Raw genomic sequence first — 22255 nt, 5'->3', positions numbered from 1 at the left:
TGGGGCGGGTCAGCTGGCGCTGGGGCGGGACGAGGCGGCCCGGCGGTCGCACTCGTCGATCACCTTGCGGCTGATGGTGACGGTGCGCTGGGCGTCCATCGGTGAGAGCACCTGGTCGGGCAGCACGGCCATCGGCTGGCGTGCATGCGCCCAGTGAAAGATGACGGCGGCTCTGGCCATCGGCTTCATCGGAAGGCCTTTCCTGTGCGGTCGTCGCGTGCGGGTGTCGGGTGGTTTGACGGGTGTGGTCGCGCGTTGTCACGGTCGCGGCGGAGTCACTGTTGTCACAACTGTCACATTGGTCACAGCGACCATACGTCGCGGACGGGGCGGGGCGCCGCGTCCGGTGGCGTGTCGCGATACTGGGACGGGCGAGGGCGACCGTCGTCACGCCACCGACGGAAGTTCACCGGAAGAAGTTCGGTGCGGCCCGGCGATCGGATGGGGGTGGGCGGGTGCCTCCTGCTCGGCAGCGCTCGGCCGCTTCCGCTGCGTCCTCCCCGGACGCTTCCCGGGGCGAGTCCCGGGCCGGATCCCAGGCCGAATCCACGGCCAAGCCCGCCCGGTCACGGCGCTCCGCCAGCGCCCGCAGCGGGAGCCGCGCCTGGCGCCCGGGGGCGGGCGCCTCCCGCCGCGGCGCCGGACCCGCTCGCCGCGGAACCGGCGCAGCTCGCCGCGGGACCGGTGCCGTAGGTGCCGGACCGGCATGGCTGCGGTGGCTCACCGCCAACAACTGGCTGCCGCCGCTGCTGGCGTTGCTGGCCAGCTTCGGGTTCCTCGCCGTCCGAGCCGGATACCGGCTGCCGCGCTGGTTCGCGGTCGAGAGCTGGGCCCGCTGGGATTCCAACTGGTACAACGACATCGCCGACCACGGGTACTGGGTGGGCCCGCCCGGCGATGCCAGGCCGCGACCCGGCTGGATCGCACCGCAGGACTGGTTCGCCGGCAACGTCGGTTGGTTCCCCGGTTACCCGACCCTTGGCCGGCTGCTGAGCCGGGTCACCGGCGTGTCCAGCTACACCGGGCAGCTCTGGATCGGCTGGATCGCCTGGTACCTGCTGCTGTGTGCGCTCTGGCGGCTCACCACCGGCGCCGGGCCGGCCCGGCGCTGGCTGACGCTTGCCGCCGGTGGCACGGTGACCGGCGCGGTGTACTTCGCTGCCGCCTTCCCGTTGAGCCTGGCGCTGGCCGGGCTGCTGTGGTCGGTGTACTTCGTGATCCGCTCGCGCTGGCGCTGGGCGACGCCGGCCGCTTTCGGCTGCGCGCTGGTCGCCGGCAACGCCTACCTGACGTCGGTGGTGGCAGTTCCGGCGATGCTGGCGGTGGCGGTGCTGGTATTGACCGGACGACGCCGCCGCTCGGCGCTGGCCGCGGCCGGGGGAGCGGCCGCCGGATTCGGGCTGGTGCTGCTGCAGATGCAGTGGCCGGCCGGCATGTGGGACGGCTACTTCCGCTTCACCCAGCGCTATCAGATCGACCCTGGCAACCCGCTGCACACCTTTGCCGATCGGCTCAAACCGCTGTGGCACAACGCCTCCGAGTTCCGCACCGCCGCGGCCTGGCAGACCCTGCTGACCTTCGGGGTGATTGTGCTGGTGCTCGGCATCGTGCTGGCCCAGCTCGCCGGGCTCGGGCGCCCGCTCCCGACCAGGGGCGGCAGCGACCCTGGTGGCGGGCGTGACGGTGCTGATCAGGCTGGGCCGCAACGGTTCTGGCTGGGCGGCTGCTCGCGTTGGCTGGCCGCGCGGGTGGACGCGATGGATCTGCTGCTTGCGCTGCTGGCGTTCGGGGCCTGGCTGGTACCGCTGGTGGCCGGCGGCCAGGCCAGCACCTACCGGTCCGAGGCGTTCGTGGTGCTGGCGGTCCCGCTGCTGCGCCGGCTGCCGGCCCCGATGCTGGCCGCGGTGGTGCTGTTGCAGGGCGCAGTGCTGTGGAACATGGTGCCGTACTTCGTGAATCGCCAGATGGTCTGAGCCGGCAGCGCGCTCACCGGTCCGCAGCCGCCGGTGAGCCGTCGATTCCCGCGGCCGCCGAGTAGCGCCCCAGTGCGGCCAGCAACGCGGCCGGCACTCCGGTGCCGAGCGGCTCGGGCAGGGCATCGACCGGCCACCATGCCAGCTGCTCAGATTCGGCCGAACGCACCGGCGTCGCGCCCGGCGGCGCGGTGACCAGAAACCGGACGTCGAAGTGCCGGGTGGGAAGTCCCAGCGAGCAGGTCACCGGGTGCACATCCAGCTGAATCGGATCCGGATCGATCGTCAGGCCGTCGATGCCGGACTCCTCGGCGGCCTCGCGCAGCGCGGCGCCGGCCAGCGTGGTGTCGGCGTTCTCACAGTGGCCGCCGAGCTGCAACCAGGCGCCCACCCGCGGGTGCAGGGTGAGCAGGGTGCGCTCGCCGGTGGCGTCCAGCAGCACCGCGCTGGCGGTGAGATGCCCTGCCGCGCAGGCCCTTTCGGTGGGATTCGGTACAGCCTGCAGGTAGCTCAGGAAGGCCTGGCGCAGGGCGGCGGCACCGGGGTCCTCACCGGGGAGCGGCCGCTGCAGCCGGGCCGCAGCGTCGGCGCGCAGGTCGGCGTGCGTCATGGCAGTTGCGCGATCATGGCAGCTGCGGCCCAGGTCCGGCCAGCGCATTGGTCGGTTCGTCGGCGCGGCGCCGGCGCCCGACGAGCAGTCCGGCCACTGTGCCTGGCGGGCGCTCGACCTCGGGCAGGTCGGCGCTCGGAGCGGTGCCGTCCGGTGCGGTGTTCTTCGATGCGGTTCCGTCCGGAGCGGCAGCGTCCGGAGCGACAGCGTCCGGTGCGGCAGCGGCGGGCTCGGCGCCGTGCGCGGGCGGTTGAACCCATTGCGCGGCAAGCCCATCGGCCGACAACAGTCCACGCAGCGTCTGCAGCACCGCGCCGACCCGCACCAGCGGCGGCATGCCGTTCGGGTCGTCGTCCCTGGCGCCGGGAACGCTGGCCGTCACCAGCACCGGCCCGGTCGCCGTCGCGCTCACGGTGAGTTGCACACCGGCCAGCGACGGCGGCAACACCTCGTCCAATTCGTTGACAGCGCGGTGGGTGGCATCCAGAATCTCGCCGGTCAGCAGCGTGGCACCGGGTTCGGTCCTGCCGGCCCCGCCCGTTCCGCCGGTTCCGCCGGCACCGCTGGTCTCGCTGGCACTGCCGGTTCCGCTGGTCCCGCCGAGGTGCCGGTCGTCGACATCGACGAAATCCAGCTCGGCGGCGGCAAGCCGGGTGGCGTCGCGGCGACCCTCGGCCAGCGCCAGGTCGGTGCCGAGCCGGAACAGATCCTGCTCGAAAGGGCGCACCAGGCTGCGGCCGCCACCGGGGTGCTGCGCGCCGCCGGGTGCGTCCAGCCCGCGCACCACGGCGACCGGCACCCCGGACAGCTTGCCCTTCACCAGATCGGCCGCCGCCGCGATCTCGTCGCCGACGGCCACCTGCGTCACCACCAGCTCGTTGCCGTAGTCGTCGACGCCGCCGCGGTGATCGTCCAGCACCGGCAGGCCGGCGGCACCGATGGCCGCATCGATCACACCGGCCCGCCAGGCCCGGCCCATGGTGTCGGTGATCACCACCCCAACCCGGCGCCCGCGCTCGGCGAACGCCGCCACCAGCGCGGCGGCCGAGGCATCCGGATCTGTTGGCAGCAAAGCGATCTCGTCGCGGTGCACGTTGCTGGCATCGATCCCGGCCGCGGCCGCGATGATGCCCAGCGGGTTCTCCACGATGACGAACCTGCCCATCCGCGCCACCAGCCGGACGGTCTGCTGCGCCACCAGCTCGCGGCGGAAGCTGTCGCGCTCCGCGGGGTCGGTGGGGGCCGCGACCAGCCGGCCCTCGACCTTCGAGATCACCTTGGACGTCACCACCACCACGTCGCCGTCGGCGATCCAGTCGGCGGCGCCGGCGATCGCCGCGGCCAGATCGTCGCCGGGGCGGAAGTCGGGCAGCCCGGTGACCGGCAGAATGCTCAGCCCGTCGGGGGCCGGAGCAGCGCCCACCCCCGGAGCCGGCCGGGCCGCGGCGGGCGTCGATTCGGTGGAAGAGCCGGCGGCGGTCATACGCCCACCAGCTTGCGGCAGGCGGCGACCATCTCGGCGGTCGCATCCGGGTCGCTCATCAGCAACGGCGCGGTACCCACCCGCACCCCGGGGACGTCGGCGCTGTCGCCCTCGGCGATCAGGTAGCCGTCCAGCAGACCGGTGCCGCCGGCGCCGGAGCGGGAGCCGTAGTGCCGGCCGACGCCCTCCGCGGTGGCCGGCACCCCGATGGCCTGCAAGCACTTGTCGGCGTAGCCGCGCACCGGGGCGCCGCCGATCAGCGGCGACACCGCGACCACCGGAGCCGCCGCGACGCGGATGGCGTCGGCGATGCCCGGTACCGCCAGCACGATCCCCACGCTGACCACCGGGTTGGACGGGGCGATGAGGATCAGGTCGGCGTCGGCGATCGCCTCGAGCACGCCGGGTGCAGGGGTGGCCGCGTCGGCGCCGATCGGCGTGATCGCGTGCGGCGGCAGCTCGGCGCGGTACCGCACCCACCATTCCTGGAAGTGCAGCGCCACCTGCTCCGGTTGCGCGGCCGCCGGGGTGGAGCCGGCGGCCACCGGCTCGGAGAAGTCGGCCTCCCCAGCGGTGGGCTCGGTGCCGGCGGGAGTGTCGTCCGCGGAGGTGTTCGCGGCTGGGTTGTCGACAACGACGTGGGTCTCCACCCGGTCGTCGGTCATCGGCAGCAGTTTCACCCCAGGACCCCAGCGGTCGCTGAGGGCGGCGGTCACGTCGGAGAGCCGGTAGCCGGCGTCCAACATGCGCGTGCGCATCAGATGAGTGGCGATGTCCTTGTCGCCCAACGAGAACCACGGCGCCTCGGCCCCGTACCCGCGCAACTCGGACTGCACCGTCCAGGTCTCGTCCCGGCGCCCCCAGCCGCGCTCGGTGTCGGCCTCGCCGGACAGCGTGTACAGACAGGAGTCGAGGTCGGGGCAGACCTGCAGGCCGTGCAGCCGGATGTCGTCACCGGTGTTGACGATCGCGGTCACGGCGTCTGCCGCCGCTTGCCGGGCTGCCGGCGCGGGGCCGAACGGGTCCCAGCCGAGCTGCCGCTTCACCCCGAGCAGGAACTTCGCTCCGCCGACGCCGCCGGCCAGCACGGTGATCTTCACGTCCGCCGATCCTGCCAGCCGCGGCCCGGCAGGCGGCGACGGGGGAGTGCTTTCTCAGACGTTCCAGAACCGGAAGCGCGCCAGTCCCACGGCCGCCTGCGCGACATTGCCGCCGAAGGTTTCCATCAGGTCGGCGCCGAGGTTGAACAGCCAGGCGCTGGCGCCGTCCACCGACCACAGGATGGCGAACACCACCAGCGGTAGCCACGGCCGGATCGGGCGCAGCCGCTCCAGCAGCTCGCGCGGCAGGTACGGCTCGAGAATCCCGAAACCGTCGAACCCGGGAATCGGCAGGATGTTCAGGATGCCGGCGACGAACTGCAGCAGCGCCAGCGCCGCCAGCGCATAGCCGAGCGGATTGTCGATGCCGGCGGAGATCCAGGCCAGCACCACACCGCACAGCATGTTGGTCACCGGGCCGGCCGCCGACACCAGCGACGACCACCAGCGGTGCCGCAACCGCCACGGCTCCACCAGCACGGCGCCGCCCGGCAGCGGAATACCGCCGATGGCCAGCAGGATCAGCGGAATCAGGAAGGTGTTGGCCGGGTCGGAGTAACGCAACAGGTTCAGGGTCAGGTAGCCCCGCTCGCGCACCGAGGTGTCGCCGCCGGCCAGCGACACCGCGGCGTGCGCGAACTCGTGCAGGCTGAGCGTGATCAGCCAGCCGCCGATCACCACCACGAAGATCCAGACGTTCACCGGCCCGGCGTCCAAGGCACAGGCCACCGCGGCTGCCGCGGTGATCGCCAAAATGAGCGGGAAGACGTACGAGCCGCCGCGGGTCGCCAAGGGCCTCATGGTCATGCCGACCAGTGTTGCCGACGCAGCCTGCCGCGGCAGCGCCGGGCGCGCCGGGTGGCGCACGGCTGGCCTGCGCTGTCGGCGCGAGCATGGGATACCGCCCGGGCGCGAGCACAAAGGTTCTGGTACGTCACAACCGTTTCAGCTGACTGGAACGGTTGTGATGTGCGGAAAGGGTTGTGTTCGCGCTGGGAGCCCCTGGGCGCTGGTCTGGTGGAGCCGCCGCTGCCGCTCGAACCGCTGCCGACGGGCGTGAGAGCTGCGTCGGGTGCGGGCGCTGCTGCCGGTCGCGAGCACAAAGGTTCTGGTACGTCACAACCGTTTCAGCCGACTGGAACGGTTGTGACGTGCGGAAAGGGTTGTGTTCGCGCTGGGGGTCCCGCGGTTCTTGCCAGGCACTGTTCGTGCCAGGCACTGTCCTCGCCGGACGCTGTCTCGCCAGGCACTGTTCTTGGCCAGCCGCCGCCTGTCAAGCACTGTTCTTGCCGGACGCCGCTCCGTGCCTGCCACCCGTTTGCCGCGCCGGTCTGTCGGTTCTCACCCGGTCGGACCATCGTCCGGAACCCGAACAGCGGCAAAAACGGGGACGCGACCACCCCTGCGGACCACCAAAAGGGGACGATTCGCGCTCCTATAGCACCGATCACGGCTTGACGTGAGCGCAACACACGGGTGTAATCACAACAGTGTGATTCGGCGGTGCGGTCCACTCGGGTTCGATCCGCAACGCGCTGTACCAGGTCCAGCATCATCGGGGCCCGGCGTGAAGAGGGCCAGCATCGTCGAGTCTCCAGCACACCACCGACCACCGACACCGACATCCAGATGCGACCGCCAAGCAGACCGACCGGAATGGCACCCGAGAGGACACCCACCATGACGAACCCAGAGTTCAGCCTCATGGATCTGCCGATCTCTGCGGCCGGCGCCGAGGATCAGCAGTGGCACGACCAGGCGCTCTGCGCGCAGACCGACCCCGAGGCGTTCTTCCCGGAGAAGGGCGGCTCGACCCGCGAGGCCAAGCGCATCTGCACCGGCTGCGAGGTGCGCTCGGAGTGCCTGAGCTACGCCCTGGCCAACGACGAGCGCTTCGGGATCTGGGGCGGCCTGTCCGAGCGGGAGCGTCGTCGGCTCAAGCGCCGCGCCGTCTGACCGCCCGGTGCCGCCCGGCCACCGACGTCGAGCCGAGCAATAGCGCCCGGGGACCCGGCCAACAGTGCCCTGGAACCCGGGCACAGCCTCATAACCAGGGCCTCGCCTCATGACACGGCTCGCCGCACGCCCGGACTGGGACGAGCGGCTGCCGGGAGTCCCGCTTACGCCGGCTCGTCCGGCTCGCCGAGGACGGCGTTGAGTTGCTCGGTGAGTATTTCGGTGACCAACTCGGCCAGCTCGGCGGAGTCGACCGCCCGGGATTCCACCGGGCGGCGATAGACCACCACTCTTGCCTTGGTGGCCCGGCCGCGCCGGTCCACCCCCGGCGGAACGAACCGGGCGAGCGGCACCGCGCCGTCCAGCACCACGTCGGCGGACGGCGCCACCGCGCCGCGCGGCAGCGGCGGCACCTCGTCGACGGCGAACTCGATGGCCGCAACCCGCTCACCCCACAGCCCCTCGACCTCGCTGACCGCGACCAGCACCGCCGCATCGAACTGCGCGGCGCGGGACTTGCCGGCCGGAACCTCAGAACTCAACAGCGTCCCGCGCAGACCCCGGCCGTGCCGATCCCGGCCGTGCCGACCCGGACGAGCCCGACTGGGCCGAGCCTGAGTTGGCCGTGGCCGCGCAGCGTTCGGCTGCTGACCCGGCTCACTCATCGCGGCGCTCACGGAGCTTCGAGAGGCGCTCACTGCGGCGCACCGGCGCTCGCCGGGCGCTCCTTGGGGGCTTGCTCATCAAGCCGGAGTGTATCGGCGGAGCACCGGTTTCCGGCGGCCACCACGGGACCGGGCGCGGCCGGGCGGACCGGCGCCGGCGAGGCCCCAACGGCCCGTCCGGCAAGGCCCCAATGGCCCGCCCGGCAAGGCCGCAACTGCCGTCCGGCGAGGCCCCCACCGGCCCCGTCCGGCGCGGCGCAAATCGGATGCCGCTCGGCATCCATTAGCCTTCTGAGCGTGTCTCGAGTTCGGCGTTGCTCACGCACCGGCTGCACGAATCCGGCAGTCGCCACGTTGACCTATGCCTACGCCGATTCCACCGCGGTGGTCGGGCCGCTCGCCACGGCCGCCGAGCCGCACTCCTACGATCTGTGCACCGAACACGCCATCGGGCTGACCGCGCCCAAGGGCTGGGAAGTGGTCAGGGCCGACGGTGAGCTGTTGCCCTCGGGTCCGGGGGTTGACGATCTGGAGGCGCTGGCCGACGCCGTCCGCGAGGCCGGCCGGGTCGAGCGCCCGGTGGAGCCGCCGCAGGTCACCGGCCGCCGCGGGCATCTGCGGGTGTTGCGGTTCCCGACCGAACAAGCCCACTGAGCACCGCGAGCTAATCGGCCGGCGGTTTGCTGCCGGCCCGGAAGGATGCCATGTCCAGGCCCGACCCAGCGCCGCAGGCCGGCGCCGACCATCCCCTTCGCGAGATCGTCAAGGCCTACGACATCCGCGGCCTGGTGGGCAGCCAGCTCACCGCCGACACCTGCCGGGCGCTCGGGCTGGCGTTCGGCCGGTTCGTCTCAGGGCAGGCCGCCCCGTTGCCGGACGGCATCGCCCCCGCCACCTCGGTGGTGATCGCGCACGACATGCGGGAGTCGTCACCGGAGTTGTCCGGCGCCTTCGCCGAGGGCGTCACCGCCGCCGGTGTCGACGTGGTCGCGGCCGGGCTGGCGTCCACCGACATGCTGTATTTCGCCTCAGGTGAGCTGAATCTGCCCGGTGCGATGTTCACCGCCTCGCACAACCCGGCCAGTTACAACGGCATCAAGACCTGCCTGGCCGGCGCGGTGCCGATCAGCCTCGACACCGGCCTTGCCGGCATCAGGGACGAGGCCATCGCGACGCTCACCGGCACCGGCCCTGCCGTCGCCGAGGTCCCTGGCTCGGTCAGCGAACGCGACCTGCGCGGCGACTATGCCACCTTCCTCCGGAAGCTGGTCGATCTGTCCGGCATCCGCCCGCTGCACCTGGTGATCGACGCCGGCAATGGCATGGCCGGCTACACCGTCCCTGCGGTGCTCGACGGGCTGCCGCTGCGGATCGATCCGCTGTACTTCGACCTTGACGGCAGTTTCCCCAACCACGAGGCCAACCCGCTCGACCCGGCCAACCTTGTCGACCTGCAGGCCAGGGTGCGGGAGGTCGGCGCCGACCTCGGCCTGGCCTTCGACGGCGACGCCGACCGCTGCTTCGTCGTCGACGAGAACGGCGACCCGGTCTCACCCAGCGCGATCACCGCGCTGGTGGCGGTGCGGGAGCTGGAAAAAGCGCCGGGCGCAAGCATTCTGCACAACCTGATCACGTCGAGGGCGGTGCCCGAGATTGTCACCGAACACGGCGGCGCGGCGGTGCGCACCAGGGTCGGGCACTCGTACATCAAGGCCGAAATGGCCCGCACCGGAGCGGTTTTCGGCGGCGAGCACTCCGCGCACTACTACTTCGCCGACTTCTTCAGGGCCGACACCGGCATGCTGGCCGCCATGCACGTGCTGGCCGCTCTTGGCTCACAAGACCGACCGCTGTCCGAACTGGCCGCCGAGTACGAGCGCTACAGCGCCTCCGGCGAGATCAACTCCACCGTCACCGACACCGCTGCGGTGCTCGAGCGGATTCGGGCATGGGCCGCCGAGCGCGGCGCCGACGTCGACGAGCTGGACGGGCTCACCGTCACCCTGCCGGACGGCAGCTGGGTCAACGTCCGGCCCAGCAACACCGAGCCGCTGCTGCGGCTGAACGCGGAGGCGGCCGACCCCGAAGCGCTGGCCGCGTTGCGGGACGAGGTGCTGGCGATCATTCGGCGTTGAATGCCGCCGCCCGCGCTTGGCGCAACCTGCCACAACTGGCAGGCTGATCGCATGACCGACACTCTCGACCCGCAGCTGCTCGACGTGTTGGCCTGCCCGGCAGAGCACCACGCACCGCTGGAGCAGGTGGCAGACACGTTGCGCTGCACCGAATGTGGCCGAGTGTTCCCGATCCGCGACGGCATTCCGGTGCTGCTGCTGGACGAAGCCACCGATCCAGGATCGCCGGCCCGTGGGGCAACCGACGCCGGACCCGCCGGCTCCCGGTGAGCGAACAACGGTGAGCGAACAACGGTGAGCGAACAACGGTGAGCACCCCGAGCCCAGAGCTGCTGTACGACCAGGCCGCCCTGCCCGCGGCGGACGGTGCCGCGCTGCTGCCGGCGGCCGGTACCGCCGGCGCGCAGGTGCGCGCGCTGGGCGCCCAGCTGGAGCAGGTTCGGCTGCCGGCCGAACGGCCAAGGGCCCTGGTGATCGTCGACACCGCTGGGCGCGCGGAGCCGCTGCTGGTCAAGGCTTTTGCGGCCGCCGGCGCGTCGGCGCCGATCGTCGTCGGGGCCGAGCTGCCGGCCTTCGTCGGCCCGCTCGACCTGGTGCTGGTGCTGGCCTCCACCCGCGACGACGAGGCCGCCGCCGAGGTTGCCGCGACGGCCCGGCGGCGAGGGGTATCGCTGGTGGTCAGGGCGGCCGACGTGGCACCGGTCGGCGATGCCGCGCGGGGCGCGGACGCGCTGCTGCTGAGCCCGGCGCTGGCCGTCGGCGAAGATTTCGCCGCTGCCACCAGATTCGCGTTGATCACCGCGGTGGCCAGAGCGTGCGGGCTATTGCCGGCCGGCGGCGACCTTTCCGGCTGGGCGGACACGCTCGATCAGGTGGCGCTGGCCTGCCACCCCGGTGCGGAACCCTTTGCCAATCCGGCGATCCGCCGCGCCGAGCGGCTCGCGTCCGGGGCGCCGCTGCTGGTGGCGGCCGACCCGGTCGGCGTCGCGATCGGGCAGGTCGCGGCCGACCTGCTGCAGCGTCTCGCCGGGCGGCCGGTCGGGCTGCTGCCCGCGTTGGCCCCGCGGCAGGCGCCGGGAGCGTTGCGTGCGGCCGCTGCCGCGTCCACCGACATCTTCCACGACCCCGTCGACGACGCGCCGGCGGCCGCCACCATCGTCCTCGGGCGCAGCGAGCCGGCTGCCGCCGTCGGTGCGCTGGCCGCGGCGCTGCCCGGCGCCCCGGTGGTCACCGTGCAGAACGCCGACAGCCCGGCAGATCCGCTGCTGGCGGCGGCGGTCGAGCTGGTGCGCTGGACCTTCACCGCCGTCTACCTCGGCCTGGTCGACGGTGCCGGTCAGCAGGTGCCGACCGACCTGCCGGACGGCTTGGGGCCGGCCGGAACCGCGATGGGTGCGGTACGGGCCGACAGCTTCGGCTGGGGTCAGGCCCGGTCGAGCGCCGACCCGTTCGACGGCGACGATCCGTTCAGCCGCGACGCCACGTTCGGCGACCTGCGCTGACGCCCGCCGGCGCCCGGCGCCGACACTGCCGGACCGCCACCGGTGCCCGCTCCGATCGCCGCCGACGGCTACCGTGGGGCGGTGGAGTTGATGTCGAACCGCATACGCCCGTACGCCTGGGGATCGCGCACCGCGTTGGCCGAACTGCTCGGCGAACCGACTCCGTCTGCGCATCCGCAGGCCGAGTTATGGATCGGCGCGCATCCCGGTGATCCGTCGCGGCTGGTCGGTTCCGGATCGTCCGCGGGCTCGGCGCCGCAGTCGCTGGTTGACCGCATCGCCGGCGATCCCGCCGGGCAGCTCGGTAGCGAGGCGGTGGACCAGTTCGGCACGCGGCTGCCGTTTCTGCTGAAGGTACTGGCCGCTGCCGAACCGCTGTCGCTGCAAGCACATCCGACCATGGAACAGGCGAAGGCCGGGTTCGCTGCCGAGGAGCGGGCCGGCATCGACATCAACGCCGCCGGGCGCAACTACAAGGACGCGTCACACAAACCCGAGTTGATCTGTGCGCTCACCGAGTTCCATGCGTTGTGCGGATTCCGCGACCCGCAGCAGACCGTGCAGTTGCTCGCCGAACTCGGCTGCCCCGAACTCGAACGCTACCTCGGACTATTGTCAGGACAACCCGACGAGAACGGGACAAGGGCGCTGTTCTCGTCGATCATCTCGATGCCGTCCGCGGCCCTCGACCCGCTGCTGGACGCGGTGCTGGCCGCGTGCGTCCGGCGGGTCAAGGACGGGTCGGAGTTTTCCGCCGAGTACCGCACCACGCTGGAACTGGGGGAGCGCTACCCGGGTGATCCAGGGGTGCTGGCCGCGCTGCTGATGAACCGCGTCACCCTGCAACCGGACCAGGCGCTGTACCTGGGCGCCGGAAACCTGCACGCCTACCTGTCCGGGACCGGCGTCGAGATCATGGCCAACTCCGACAACGTGCTGCGCGGCGGGCTCACCCCCAAGCACGTCGACGTGCCCGAGCTGATGCGGGTGCTCGACTTCTCGGTCGGCCCGGTGCCGGTGATCAACCCGGTGCCGGACGGGCCGGGGGTGTGGCGGTATCCCACGCCCGCCAAGGAGTTTGCGCTGTCCAAGCTGCTTCCGGACGACGCTCCCGACGGGGTGCTGCTGGATCACTCGGGGCCGCAGGTGGTGCTGGTGACCGCGGGAACGGCGCAGCTGCACGGCGCCGCCGCTGCCCCGTTGACGGTTCCCAAGGGCCGCACCGCATGGATCCCCGCCGATGAGTCCGGCGTGCGGATCACCGGCGCCGCAACGGTTTTCCTGGCCACCGACGGGCTGTAACCGGGCTCCGAACTCATCCGACCACGATTGCCGGTGTGCGGCAAGCACAGCGCCCTGCCGGGCAGCAGCGGCCGGTGCCGCGTCAGCCGGGGGGCGCGCCGGCCGTCCGCACCCGCCGGCGCCGGCGCAGCACCCATCCGGTGACGCCCGCGGCGAGCAAGACGAGCACTGCCGAGCCGGAGATGGCAAGGCCGAGCGTCGAATTGCGCCCAACGAACCGAATCTCGACGGTGTGCTCACCGGCCGGAACGGCGACCGCGACGAAGGCGTGGTCGGCGCGGACCAGCGGGACGATGGTGCCGTCGACCCGCGCTTCCCAGTCCTCCGGGTCCAGCGGATCGGCGACCACCAGATATCCGGCACCCTTGGCCCGCACCTTGTTGATCATCCGGTCGTCCGAGTCCAGGGTCACGGTGACTTCCGCCGGTCGGCCGGCGGCTGCCGGGCCAGGGGCCGACAGCACCACCGTCGAGCGGGACAACTGCGGCGAGGCCAACCGCTGCAGGCGCTGCTGCGGATCGGCGATCACTTCGGTGTCGGCGGCCCAGCGAATCCGGGGCAGGGCCGTCAGCCGCTGCCACAGCGTGCCGTACTCGTCGGAATGGATCAGCCGCAGCTGATCCTGGGGATCAGGGCTAATCAGCTGCACGGCCGGGGCGCCGTTCGCGACGGAAAGCCCGACAGGATCGCCGAACGAGGTCACCTTCAGGCGCAGCGGCCCCTTCGCGTTGCTCAACGCCCAACCCGTCACCGGGATGGTCACCCAGCCGGCGGGGGAGCCGTCCAGCTTCAACCATCCGGAGGTCAAGCGGGTGCCGTCGGCGTCGAAGATCTCGGCCCGAAGTTCAAGTGGCTCACCGCGTTCGCGCGGGATCGGCATGTTCACCCGCACCCCCTGCAGGTCGACCGCGGCGATGCGGCGCGACAACGACTCGCCAGGGTCGAGCGTCACCTGCCGGCCCGTCCACGGTGATTCGGTGGGCGGCTTGCCGTCGGGGCCGAGCGCGATGCCGGGGATCCGTTCGCCCGGTGCCAGCGCCACCAATGCAACGCCGAGCCGGTCCAGCAGCGAACCGTGCATCATCGGGTCGTTCAGATTCAACGACAGTCGCGGACTTGTCGGGCTGGTCCACGGCCCGGTGTAGGCGGTGGGGTCGATGCTGGTCAGGTACTCCGACCACTCCGCAGGTTGGAACGTGTGGCCGGACACCGTCCGGATGTCGTAGGCCTGTCCGGTCGAGCCGAAGAAGGCGCCGAGACCGAGGACCCGGTCGGTGCCCTGCCGCTGCTGCACGGCGGTGACGAAGTCGTTGCGCTGGTAGAAGTCGGTCGGCGCGCTGGTGGGCCAGAAGTTCGCCGTGCTCAGCACGATCTGCACCCCGCTGAGGACGATGGCCATGGCCGCGGCCAGCCCACCCAGCAACGTGCGCCGGGACAGCCAGGCTGCGGTGGCCAGCAGCAGCAGGACGCCGATGCCGATGCCGACATCGGCCCACAGCTCCCCGGTGCGGATCAGGCCGCGTCCGCTGTACCGCAGGCCCAGGTACACCAGCGTCGCGACGCCGACGACGGCCAGCCCGCTGACCACCGCGGCTCGGCTGCGGTACTGCCGGCGGGTGCCGCCGCGTTGCAGGATGCCGGCCAATCCGATCCCGGCGAGCGCGCACACGAAGACGGCCAGCATCCCGCGCAATCGGCCGGGCAGGCTCCCGGCGAACACCGGCACGTGCCCGAGCCAGTCGGTCCAGAAGCCCTGGAACCAGATCACCGACGTGCAGAACAGCGCGCCGACGGCCAGGTACGTCAGCACTCCGCGGCGGATCGGTAGCCGGCGCCCGACGACGATCGCCGCCAGCGACAGCAGCACGGTGCCGGCGCCGACGTAGGCGTAAGCCTCGACCGGGTTGGTGCCCTCGAAGCCGTCGTCGAGAAATGCCCGCGGCAGCACCGTCGACACCAGCGACCGCATCGGCAACGTGTCGAAGAAAGACGCTGCGCGGTAGTCGGTTTCGCTCTGGCTGAGCAGGTTCGCCAGCCCCAGCAACTGGAATGCGGTGACGGCAACACCGACCAGCACCGCGCCGACCCCGAGCAACCCGGTCCGCACCGTCGATGCCCAGCCGGCGGCCGGCCGGCGATCGGCCAGCAATCGGACGATGAAGTATGCGGCTCCGGCGTAGAGCGCGTGCCCAGCCACCGCCGGGAATCCCGCGAACACCAAGAAGGCCGTGACCACAGCCACCGGCAGCGCCGACGTCAAGGTGCGGCGCTGCACCAGCCGTTCGACCGTCCACAGCAGCGCCGGCAGCAAAGCCGCCGTTGTGGCCTGCGGTACCCAGGTTCCGAACGAGACGAAGAACCCGGTGCCGAGATACAGCAGACCTGCCGCCGCGGCCGGTGCCGTGCGCAGGCCGACCCGGCGCAGCCACAACGTCATCCCGGTGAAAGCCGCGATCAGCTGCAGCAACTTGACCAGGCCCATCGCCCACTCGGGGGGGAGCAGCAGCGGCCAGATCGACAACGGCGTCAGAAGACCAAGGTTGGTGACCGCCAACAGCGGCGAGCCAGGGCCGCCGGCCCCCACCCACAATGGAATGTCGCCCTGCCACAGCCGGTGCTGGGCGTTGATGAGGGCCGGGATCCAGAAGTCGACGGAGTCGCCGACCCAGCCGTTTTGCGGCTGCACCGGGTGCGCGGGGTTGGCCCACGGGGCGAAGGTGCGCAGCAGATCGGTGCCGGTGAAGGTGCGGGAGCCGAGCAGCGATGGCCCGAGCCGCACCGCGATCAGCGCCAGCAGCATGGCAACGACGGCGGAGACGACGAGCAGGTCGCCGGTGCGCCGGCGGGTCACCCCTGGGGCACCCGGTTCGGTCGATGCCGTGTCAGCGCCGGTGGTGCCGGGCACTGCTGTCGGGTGTCGGTGTCTCCGCGGTGCCCGCTGCGTTCCCCGTTGTCCGAGGTGTCGGATTTGGTGGAGCCGGGCGCGGCATCGCCGGGCCCCGGCGTCTTGCGCTCGGTGCTCGTCGATGACACGCATCCCTCTGATGATTGCTCGGTTGCCGGTGGGTGCACCGGGCGGAGGCGTGGTGAAAGCGCCCCCGCACGGGTCGACCCTGCTGAACTGAGCAGATTCTAGTGACCCAGCCTCTGTGCGCCCTGTGCGAACCGCGGTGCTGCGCACCCCTGGTACCGCCCTGCTCGCTACAGTCAGCGGGCGGCCGGCGCGGCTGCACCCTTCGCTCGACCCTTCCCCGACCCACTTCGACACATCCCCCAAGGAGAACTCGGACATGTTCGACTCGGTACTGGTGGCCAACCGCGGCGAGATCGCCCGCAGGGTGATCCGCACCGCGAAACAGATGGCTCTGCGGACCGTCGCGGTGTACTCCGAGGTGGACGCCGACCTGCCGTTCGTCACCGAGGCCGACGAGGCGGTCGCCCTCGGCGCTGCCGCTCCCGCGGAGTCGTACCGTAACGCCGAGAAGATCCTCGAAGCGGCGAAAAGTACTGGGGCGCAGGCGATTCACCCCGGGTACGGCTTCCTGTCGGAGAACGCCGAGTTCGCCAGGGCGGTCACCGACGCCGGGCTGGTCTGGGTCGGTCCGAGCCCGGAGGCGATCGCCGCGATGGGTGACAAGATCGCCGCCCGCAACCTGATGCAGTCCGCCGGTGTCCCGGTGGCACCGGGCACCGAGGAGCCGCTCGCCGACGCCGCTGCTGCCGCGGCCGCGGCCGAGCAGATCGGCTACCCGGTGATGATCAAGGCCTCGGCGGGCGGTGGCGGCATGGGCATGGCCGTGGTGTCCGATCCCGAGCAGCTCGCTGCCGAGTACGAGAAGGTCACCGGCTTCGCCGGACGCTTGTTCGGTGACGATTCGGTGTTTGTCGAGCGGTACTTCCCCAGCGTGCGGCACGTCGAGGTGCAGATCCTCGGGTTGCCGGACGGCCGGGTGTTGGCGCTGGGTGAGCGGGACTGCTCGGTGCAACGCCGGAACCAGAAGGTCGCCGAAGAGACCCCGTGCCCGGTGCTCGGCGAGGCTACAAGGCAGCGGCTGCTGCAGGCCGCGCAGGCGGCCGGTGAGGCGGTCGGCTACCGCGGTGCCGGCACCGTCGAGTTCCTCTTCGCCCCGGCCGGTGACGGCAGCTCCGGCGAGTTCTTCTTCCTGGAGATGAACACCCGGCTGCAGGTGGAGCACCCGATCACCGAGGAGGTGCTCGGCATCGACCTGGTGCGCGCCCAGCTGCTGATCGCCGCGGGCCAGGACCCCGGCATCGACTCGGCGCTCACCGCCGGTCCGGCCGGCCACGCCATCGAACTGCGGATCAACGCCGAAGACTCCAAGCGCTTCCTGCCCGGCCCTGGCGCCATCACCGAGTGGGTGGAACCGAGCGGCGAGGGCATCCGGGTGGACGCCGGCTACGCCGCCGGAACCACCGTCACCCCCGCCTACGACTCGCTGATGGCGAAGCTGATCGCCCGCGGCGCCGACCGGGACGAGGCGCTGGCCCGGCTGCGCGAGGCGGTCGCCGGGTTCACCGTCGTCGGCCCGAAATCGAACCTGGCGTTCCACGCCGAGTTGCTGGACAACCCGGAGTTCGGCTCCGGCGAGTACGACACCGGGCTGATCGCGCGGATGCGCTCCTGACCAGCCCGCCCGACCGGGCGCCGGTGTTGCCGCCCCGCCCGTCGCCGGCGCGCCCGCGCGGCACCAGGCGCCCGAACCATGCGCATTGTGCCGTTTACCACAGCGCCGGAATCGGGACGCAGCCAGAGCCATGATTGCCGAGCTCACGGCACGTGGGTAGGTTCGCTACTGGCTCTGCAGACAGCCCCGGCACCCGGTGTGGCGGTCTGTCGAGCAGCAACGGACGGACCGGGCCACCTCCGGCGGAGGCCCCGGACGCCGGAGCTGGCCAGCCGGCCGAAGCGACCAGACCAAAGACAACAATCAATTCAGTGGCCCGCACGGGCCACTGCGTGCGAAAGAGGACGAAGTGGCACTGCCCCAACTGACCGACGAGCAGCGCGCAGCCGCGCTGGAAAAGGCCGCGGCCGCCCGTAAGGCCCGCGCCGAACTGAAGGAACGGCTCAAGCGGGGTGGCACCACGCTGAAGCAGGTGCTGGCCGACGCCGAGACCGATGAGGCACTGGCGAAGCTGAAGGTGTCCGCCCTGCTGGAGGCGCTGCCGGGCGTCGGCAAGGTCCGCGCCGGCCAGCTGATGGAGCAGTTCGACATCGCCCCCAGCCGCCGCGTGCGCGGTCTCGGCGAGCGCCAGCGCAAGGCCCTGCTGGACGAGTTCGGCTTCTAAGCACAGCTCCGAGCACAGCCCCAGCACCAGCCAAGCACCACCAGCCGACCCCGGATCGACTCCGGGCCCGAGAGTTACGGCGATTGCCGGCTCCTGGCCCGGCGTTCGGTCCGGGGTCGCTGCTTTGCCGGCGGGCACGGTCCACGCACGGTGTCCGCACCAGTCACGTTGCCGGGTCCTTACTCAAGTTTCGGAGCGCTGGACGCGGCTCGGGGCTGAAACGCCCTCGTCGTAGAGCGTTGTGGGTTGCGGAACTTGACCGGCCGGCGCGACAACCGCGGCCGGTCGGCTCGGTTGGTGTGCGCCAGGCAATACTTGTCCCATGACGCCCGCCCCCGACCCGCCCGCCGGCGCCGCTGTACCGACGCCCGGCCGGCTGTTCGTGCTGTCCGGTCCGTCGGCGGTCGGCAAGAGCACGGTGATGGCGCGGCTGCGCGTGCTCGAACCCGAGCTGTGGCTGTCGGTGTCGGCGACCACCAGGACGCCGCGGCCGGGGGAGCGGGACGGCTTTTCCTACTTCTTCGTCAGCCGCGAGCGGTTCGCCGAGCTGGTCGACGGCGGCGAGATGCTGGAGTGGGCCGAGTTCGCCGGCAATTGCTATGGCACCCCGGCCGGACCGGTCGCGCAGCGGCTGGCGGACGGGCAGAACGTGCTGCTGGAGATCGACGTGCAGGGTGCGCGGCAGGTCCGTGCGAAGCTCGGGCCGCTGGGCGCCGGCGGACCGATGCTGATCTTCCTGGCACCACCGTCGTACGAGGAGCTGGCCCGCCGGCTGGTCGGCCGCGGCACCGAACCGGAGCCGGTGCGCGCGGCCCGGCTCGCGGCGGCACGAGCAGAGCTGGCGGCCGAGCCGGAGTTCGACCGGACGATCGTCAATCACGACGTCGAAGCCGCCACCGCGGAATTGGTAGCATTGACCAGTAGATCCGGCGCTGACCAGCCGTCTTGACACCCCCGGGTGTCGCCCACCGGCCCTTCGGCCCAGCCCGACATGTCAGCCGATCTGTCCAAGACCTGATCGATGTTCGATCGCCGTAGCACGCCCTGCCGTAGGAGTTGACCTTCCGTGACCACCGCCGAGACCACCGAAACCACCGCCACCCCGGCTGAGATCGCCGCCCAGGGCATCACCTACCCGCCGATCGACGAGCTGCTGGAGAAGACCTCGAGCAAGTACGGCCTGGCCATCTACGCCGCCAAGCGGGCCAGGCAGATCAACGAGTACTACGCCCAGCTGGGCGAGGGGCTGCTGGAGTACGTCGGGCCGCTGGTGGAGCCGCTGCCCAAGGAGAAGCCGCTGTCGATCGCGTTGCGCGAGATCAACGACAGCAAGCTGGAGCACACCGAGGGTGTCGAGACCGAAGACAACGCCAAGGCCTGATGTCAGCTCCACGCTGACCCTCGACGATGCCCATCCCCGCTGAGTCCGGCGCCGAGATCGTCGTCGGCGTCGGCGGCGGCATCGCCGCCTACAAGGCCGGTGAGCTGATCCGCAGGTTGCGTGCGCTGCCGGGCGCCGCCGACCCGTCCAGCCCGGCGGACGCCGACGCGCCGGCACCGGCCGTCACCGTCGTCCCCACCGAGGCCGCGCTGCAGTTCGTCGGTGCAGCCACCTTCGAGGCACTGTCCGGACGTCCGGTCTCCACCTCGGTCTTCACCGGGGTCGACGAGGTCAGGCATGTGCGCATCGGCCAGCACGCCGACCTGATCGTGTTGGCCCCGGCCACCGCCGACCTGTTGGCCAGAGCGGCCGCCGGGATGGCCGACGACCTGCTCACCTCGACCCTGCTGGCCAGCAAGGCACCGGTGCTCGCCGCCCCCGCGATGCACACCGAAATGTGGCTGCACCCTGCCACCCAGGCCAACGTCGCCACCCTGCGTTCCCGCGGTGTTGTGGTCGTCCCGCCGGCCGTCGGTCGGCTCACCGGGCCGGATTCCGGGCCCGGCCGGCTGCCGGAGCCGGAGCAGCTGGCCCAGCTGGCGCAACTGCTGCTGCATCGTCCTGACGCCCTGCCGTACGACCTGGCCGGACGCCGGATCGTGGTGACCGCGGGCGGCACCCGCGAGCCACTGGATCCGGTGCGCTTCCTGGGCAACCGCAGTTCCGGCCGGCAGGGTTATGCGCTGGCGCTGGTGGCCGCCGCCCGCGGCGCCGACGTCACGTTGATCGCCGCCAACACCGATCTGCTCGACCCGCCGGGCGTCACCGTGCGGCGGGTGGGCAGCGCCCTTGAGCTGCAACATGCGCTGCTGGGCGAGCTGGCCGGCGCCGGCGGGTCCGGGGTCGACGCGGTGGTGATGAACGCCGCCGTCGCCGACTTCCGGCCGAGCATCGTCGCCGACCACAAGATCAAAAAGGTGTCGGGTGCAGGCACCGAGCCCGCCGCTGCCGGGACCGCGCCTGCCGAGCCGGCGGAGACCGGGCCGGGGAGAACCGAACCGGCGGAGGCCGGGCGCAGCATCGCGCTCACCGAGAACCCGGACATCCTGCGCGGCCTGGTGCGGGCCAGGGCCGCCGGCGAGCTGACCATCGGCGTCATCGTCGGGTTCGCCGCTGAGACCGGCGACCAGCAGACGTCCGCGCTCGACTTCGGGCGGGCCAAGCTGGCCCGCAAGGGCAGCGACGTGCTGGTGGTCAACGAGGTCAGCGGCGGGCAGGGCTTCGAGGTGGCCGACAACGCCGCCGTCGTCCTGCAGAACCCTGACACCACCGCGCCCGGCGAGCCGCTGCAGCGGCAGCTGGCCCGCGGGCCCAAGGCCCTGATCGGCGCGGCTGTGTGCGATCTCATCGCTCAGCGGCTGCGCCCCGATGCCGGTTCCACCGCACATTCCGACTAATCTGCAGAGTTAGCCGCCGGCCAGCACTGATGGTTGCCGGTCAGCATCCGCGCGCAGCCGCGCCGACCCCAAGGAGATTTGCAACGTGACGTCCCGCCTGTTCACTTCCGAGTCGGTCACCGAGGGGCACCCCGACAAGATCTGTGACGCGATCAGCGACACCATCCTGGACGCCATGCTGGCGCAGGATCCGGCCAGCCGCGTCGCGGTGGAGACCATGGTGACCACCGGCCAGGTGCACGTCGCCGGCGAGGTCACCACCAACTCCTACGTCGAGATCCCCAAGCTGGTCCGCGAAAAGATCATGGACATCGGCTACACCTCGTCCGAGATGGGCTTCGACGGCGAGTCCTGCGGCGTCAACATCGCGATCGGGCAGCAGAGCGCCGACATCGCACAGGGCGTCGACACCTCCGAGGAGGTCCGCCTCGGCTCCGCCGGCGGTGCGGGCGCCGAGGGTGCTGACTCCGACGACGCCGCGATCGCCAAGCAGGGTGCAGGCGACCAGGGTCTGATGTTCGGCTACGCCTGCAGTGACACCCCGGAACTGATGCCGCTGCCGATTGCGTTGGCGCACCGGCTTTCTCGCCGGCTCACCGAGGTCCGCAAGGACGGCACCATGGACTACCTGCGGCCGGACGGCAAGACCCAGGTGACCATCGAGTACGTCGGCGACAAGGCGCTGCGCCTGGACACGGTGGTGCTGTCCACCCAGCACGCCGAGCACATCGATCTGGAGAAGCAGCTCGCTCCTGAGATCCTGCAGAACGTCATCGAGCCGGTGATCGCCGACGTCGACATCGACACCCGCAACTACGCCAAGCACATCAACCCCACCGGCCGGTTCGTCGTCGGCGGACCGATGGGTGATGCCGGGCTGACCGGCCGCAAGATCATCGTCGACACCTACGGCGGCATGGCGCGGCACGGCGGCGGCGCGTTCTCCGGCAAGGACCCGTCCAAGGTCGACCGGTCCGCCGCCTACGCGATGCGCTGGGTAGCCAAGAACGCGGTGGCTGCCGGGCTGGCCGAGCGCATCGAGGTTCAGGTCGCCTACGCCATCGGCGTGGCCGCTCCTGTCGGTCTGTTCGTCGAGACCTTCGGCACCGAGCAGGTGGATCCGGACAAGATCGCCGAGGCCATCAAAGAGGTCTTCGACCTGCGCCCCGGCGGCATCATCCGCGATCTCGATCTCAAGCGCCCCATCTACGCGCCGACCGCCGCCTACGGTCACTTCGGCCGCACCGACATCGAGCTGCCCTGGGAGTCCACCGACAAGGCGCAGGAACTGAAGTCGGCTCTGGGCCTGTAGCCGACCCGAGCAGCCACCTCGACAGCGGTCGTGAGGTGACCGAGCGCCCGACCTCCGCGCGGAGGCCGG

The 22255-nt window shown here is 71.5% G+C and carries 20 protein-coding genes; 13 read left to right on the top strand and 7 right to left on the bottom strand.

The window, feature by feature from the left end; translation table 11 throughout:
* Positions 1–9: 9 nt before the first annotated feature.
* Complete coding sequence (locus tag HKD39_RS11175; protein ID WP_171199930.1) at positions 10–180, bottom strand: hypothetical protein; 171 nt, start codon at positions 178–180, stop codon at positions 10–12.
* Positions 181–755: 575 nt separating this feature from the next.
* Between HKD39_RS11175 and HKD39_RS11170 the strand changes: the two genes are divergently transcribed.
* Positions 756–1973 carry a hypothetical protein gene (locus HKD39_RS11170; protein WP_171199929.1) on the top strand — a complete coding sequence of 406 codons (1218 nt, stop codon included), beginning with the start codon at positions 756–758 and terminating at the stop codon, positions 1971–1973.
* A gap of 13 nt (positions 1974–1986) precedes the next feature.
* Here HKD39_RS11170 and HKD39_RS11165 read toward each other — a convergent pair whose 3' ends face one another.
* Genes HKD39_RS11165 through HKD39_RS11150 form a run of 4 tightly spaced genes read right to left on the bottom strand, consistent with a single transcriptional unit; the run spans position 1987 to position 5973 of the window.
* Positions 1987–2583, bottom strand: a complete 597-nt coding sequence (locus HKD39_RS11165) for an NUDIX hydrolase (protein ID WP_171199928.1) — start codon at positions 2581–2583, stop codon at positions 1987–1989.
* Between the two features lie 13 nt (positions 2584–2596).
* Positions 2597–4066 carry a coenzyme F420-0:L-glutamate ligase gene (locus HKD39_RS18815; protein ID WP_212754431.1) on the bottom strand — a complete coding sequence of 490 codons (1470 nt, stop codon included), beginning with the start codon at positions 4064–4066 and terminating at the stop codon, positions 2597–2599.
* On the bottom strand, positions 4063–5166 hold the full coding sequence (locus HKD39_RS11155) for a 2-phospho-L-lactate transferase CofD family protein (RefSeq protein ID WP_171199927.1): 1104 nt from the start codon (positions 5164–5166) through the stop codon (positions 4063–4065). The genes HKD39_RS18815 and HKD39_RS11155 overlap by 4 nt, the downstream gene beginning before the upstream one ends.
* Positions 5167–5220: 54 nt before the next feature.
* Positions 5221–5973, bottom strand: coding sequence for a site-2 protease family protein (locus tag HKD39_RS11150; RefSeq protein WP_246232423.1), 753 nt, complete (start codon positions 5971–5973; stop codon positions 5221–5223).
* Between the two features lie 897 nt (positions 5974–6870).
* Between HKD39_RS11150 and HKD39_RS11145 the strand changes: the two genes are divergently transcribed.
* Entirely contained in the window at positions 6871–7122 is a 252-nt protein-coding gene (locus HKD39_RS11145; protein WP_171199995.1) for a WhiB family transcriptional regulator, read from the top strand.
* A 164-nt stretch (positions 7123–7286) separates the two neighbouring features.
* On the opposite strand, the gene HKD39_RS11140 is transcribed toward HKD39_RS11145, so the two are convergent.
* Complete coding sequence (locus HKD39_RS11140) at positions 7287–7787, bottom strand: metallopeptidase family protein (RefSeq protein ID WP_171199926.1); 501 nt, start codon at positions 7785–7787, stop codon at positions 7287–7289.
* A gap of 297 nt (positions 7788–8084) precedes the next feature.
* Between HKD39_RS11140 and HKD39_RS11135 the strand changes: the two genes are divergently transcribed.
* From HKD39_RS11135 to manA, 5 genes are all read left to right on the top strand, one after another.
* A complete protein-coding gene (locus HKD39_RS11135) occupies positions 8085–8441 on the top strand; it encodes a DUF3499 family protein (RefSeq protein WP_171199925.1) in 357 nt (118 codons plus the stop codon).
* Positions 8442–8491: 50 nt separating this feature from the next.
* Positions 8492–9922 carry a phosphomannomutase/phosphoglucomutase gene (locus HKD39_RS11130; RefSeq protein ID WP_171199924.1) on the top strand — a complete coding sequence of 477 codons (1431 nt, stop codon included), beginning with the start codon at positions 8492–8494 and terminating at the stop codon, positions 9920–9922.
* 51 nt (positions 9923–9973) lie between these two features.
* The gene (locus tag HKD39_RS11125) at positions 9974–10192 is read left to right on the top strand and encodes a Trm112 family protein (protein WP_171199923.1); all 219 of its coding nucleotides are present in this window, start codon (positions 9974–9976) and stop codon (positions 10190–10192) included.
* A 38-nt stretch (positions 10193–10230) separates the two neighbouring features.
* Positions 10231–11424 (top strand): hypothetical protein, encoded by a 1194-nt coding sequence (locus tag HKD39_RS11120; protein ID WP_171199922.1) that lies wholly within the window; start codon positions 10231–10233, stop codon positions 11422–11424.
* Between the two features lie 90 nt (positions 11425–11514).
* Positions 11515–12726, top strand: coding sequence for a mannose-6-phosphate isomerase, class I (gene manA, locus HKD39_RS11115; RefSeq protein ID WP_171199994.1), 1212 nt, complete (start codon positions 11515–11517; stop codon positions 12724–12726).
* A gap of 82 nt (positions 12727–12808) precedes the next feature.
* Here manA and HKD39_RS11110 read toward each other — a convergent pair whose 3' ends face one another.
* Positions 12809–15631 carry a glycosyltransferase family protein gene (locus HKD39_RS11110; RefSeq protein ID WP_171199921.1) on the bottom strand — a complete coding sequence of 941 codons (2823 nt, stop codon included), beginning with the start codon at positions 15629–15631 and terminating at the stop codon, positions 12809–12811.
* Between the two features lie 385 nt (positions 15632–16016).
* On the opposite strand from HKD39_RS11110, the gene HKD39_RS11105 reads away from it, so the two are divergent.
* From HKD39_RS11105 to metK, 6 genes are all read left to right on the top strand, one after another.
* The gene (locus HKD39_RS11105) at positions 16017–17372 is read left to right on the top strand and encodes an acetyl-CoA carboxylase biotin carboxylase subunit (protein WP_171199993.1); all 1356 of its coding nucleotides are present in this window, start codon (positions 16017–16019) and stop codon (positions 17370–17372) included.
* Between the two features lie 349 nt (positions 17373–17721).
* The gene (mihF, locus tag HKD39_RS11100; RefSeq protein WP_171199920.1) at positions 17722–18036 is read left to right on the top strand and encodes an integration host factor, actinobacterial type; all 315 of its coding nucleotides are present in this window, start codon (positions 17722–17724) and stop codon (positions 18034–18036) included.
* A gap of 322 nt (positions 18037–18358) precedes the next feature.
* Positions 18359–18985: a guanylate kinase gene (gmk, locus tag HKD39_RS11095; protein ID WP_171199919.1), complete on the top strand. Its 627-nt coding sequence runs from the start codon at positions 18359–18361 to the stop codon at positions 18983–18985.
* Positions 18986–19102: 117 nt separating this feature from the next.
* Complete coding sequence (gene rpoZ / locus HKD39_RS11090; protein ID WP_171199918.1) at positions 19103–19417, top strand: DNA-directed RNA polymerase subunit omega; 315 nt, start codon at positions 19103–19105, stop codon at positions 19415–19417.
* Positions 19418–19443: 26 nt separating this feature from the next.
* On the top strand, positions 19444–20874 hold the full coding sequence (gene coaBC / locus HKD39_RS11085) for a bifunctional phosphopantothenoylcysteine decarboxylase/phosphopantothenate--cysteine ligase CoaBC (RefSeq protein WP_171199917.1): 1431 nt from the start codon (positions 19444–19446) through the stop codon (positions 20872–20874).
* Between the two features lie 85 nt (positions 20875–20959).
* Positions 20960–22186, top strand: coding sequence for a methionine adenosyltransferase (metK, locus tag HKD39_RS11080; protein WP_171199916.1), 1227 nt, complete (start codon positions 20960–20962; stop codon positions 22184–22186).
* Positions 22187–22255 lie beyond the last annotated feature (69 nt).

This window comes from Nakamurella aerolata (assembly GCF_013002705.1).
GTDB classification, from domain to species: Bacteria; Actinomycetota; Actinomycetes; order Mycobacteriales; family Nakamurellaceae; genus Nakamurella; species Nakamurella aerolata.
Note: the sequence above shows the minus strand (reverse complement) of the source record. Positions and strands in the feature narration are given on the sequence as shown.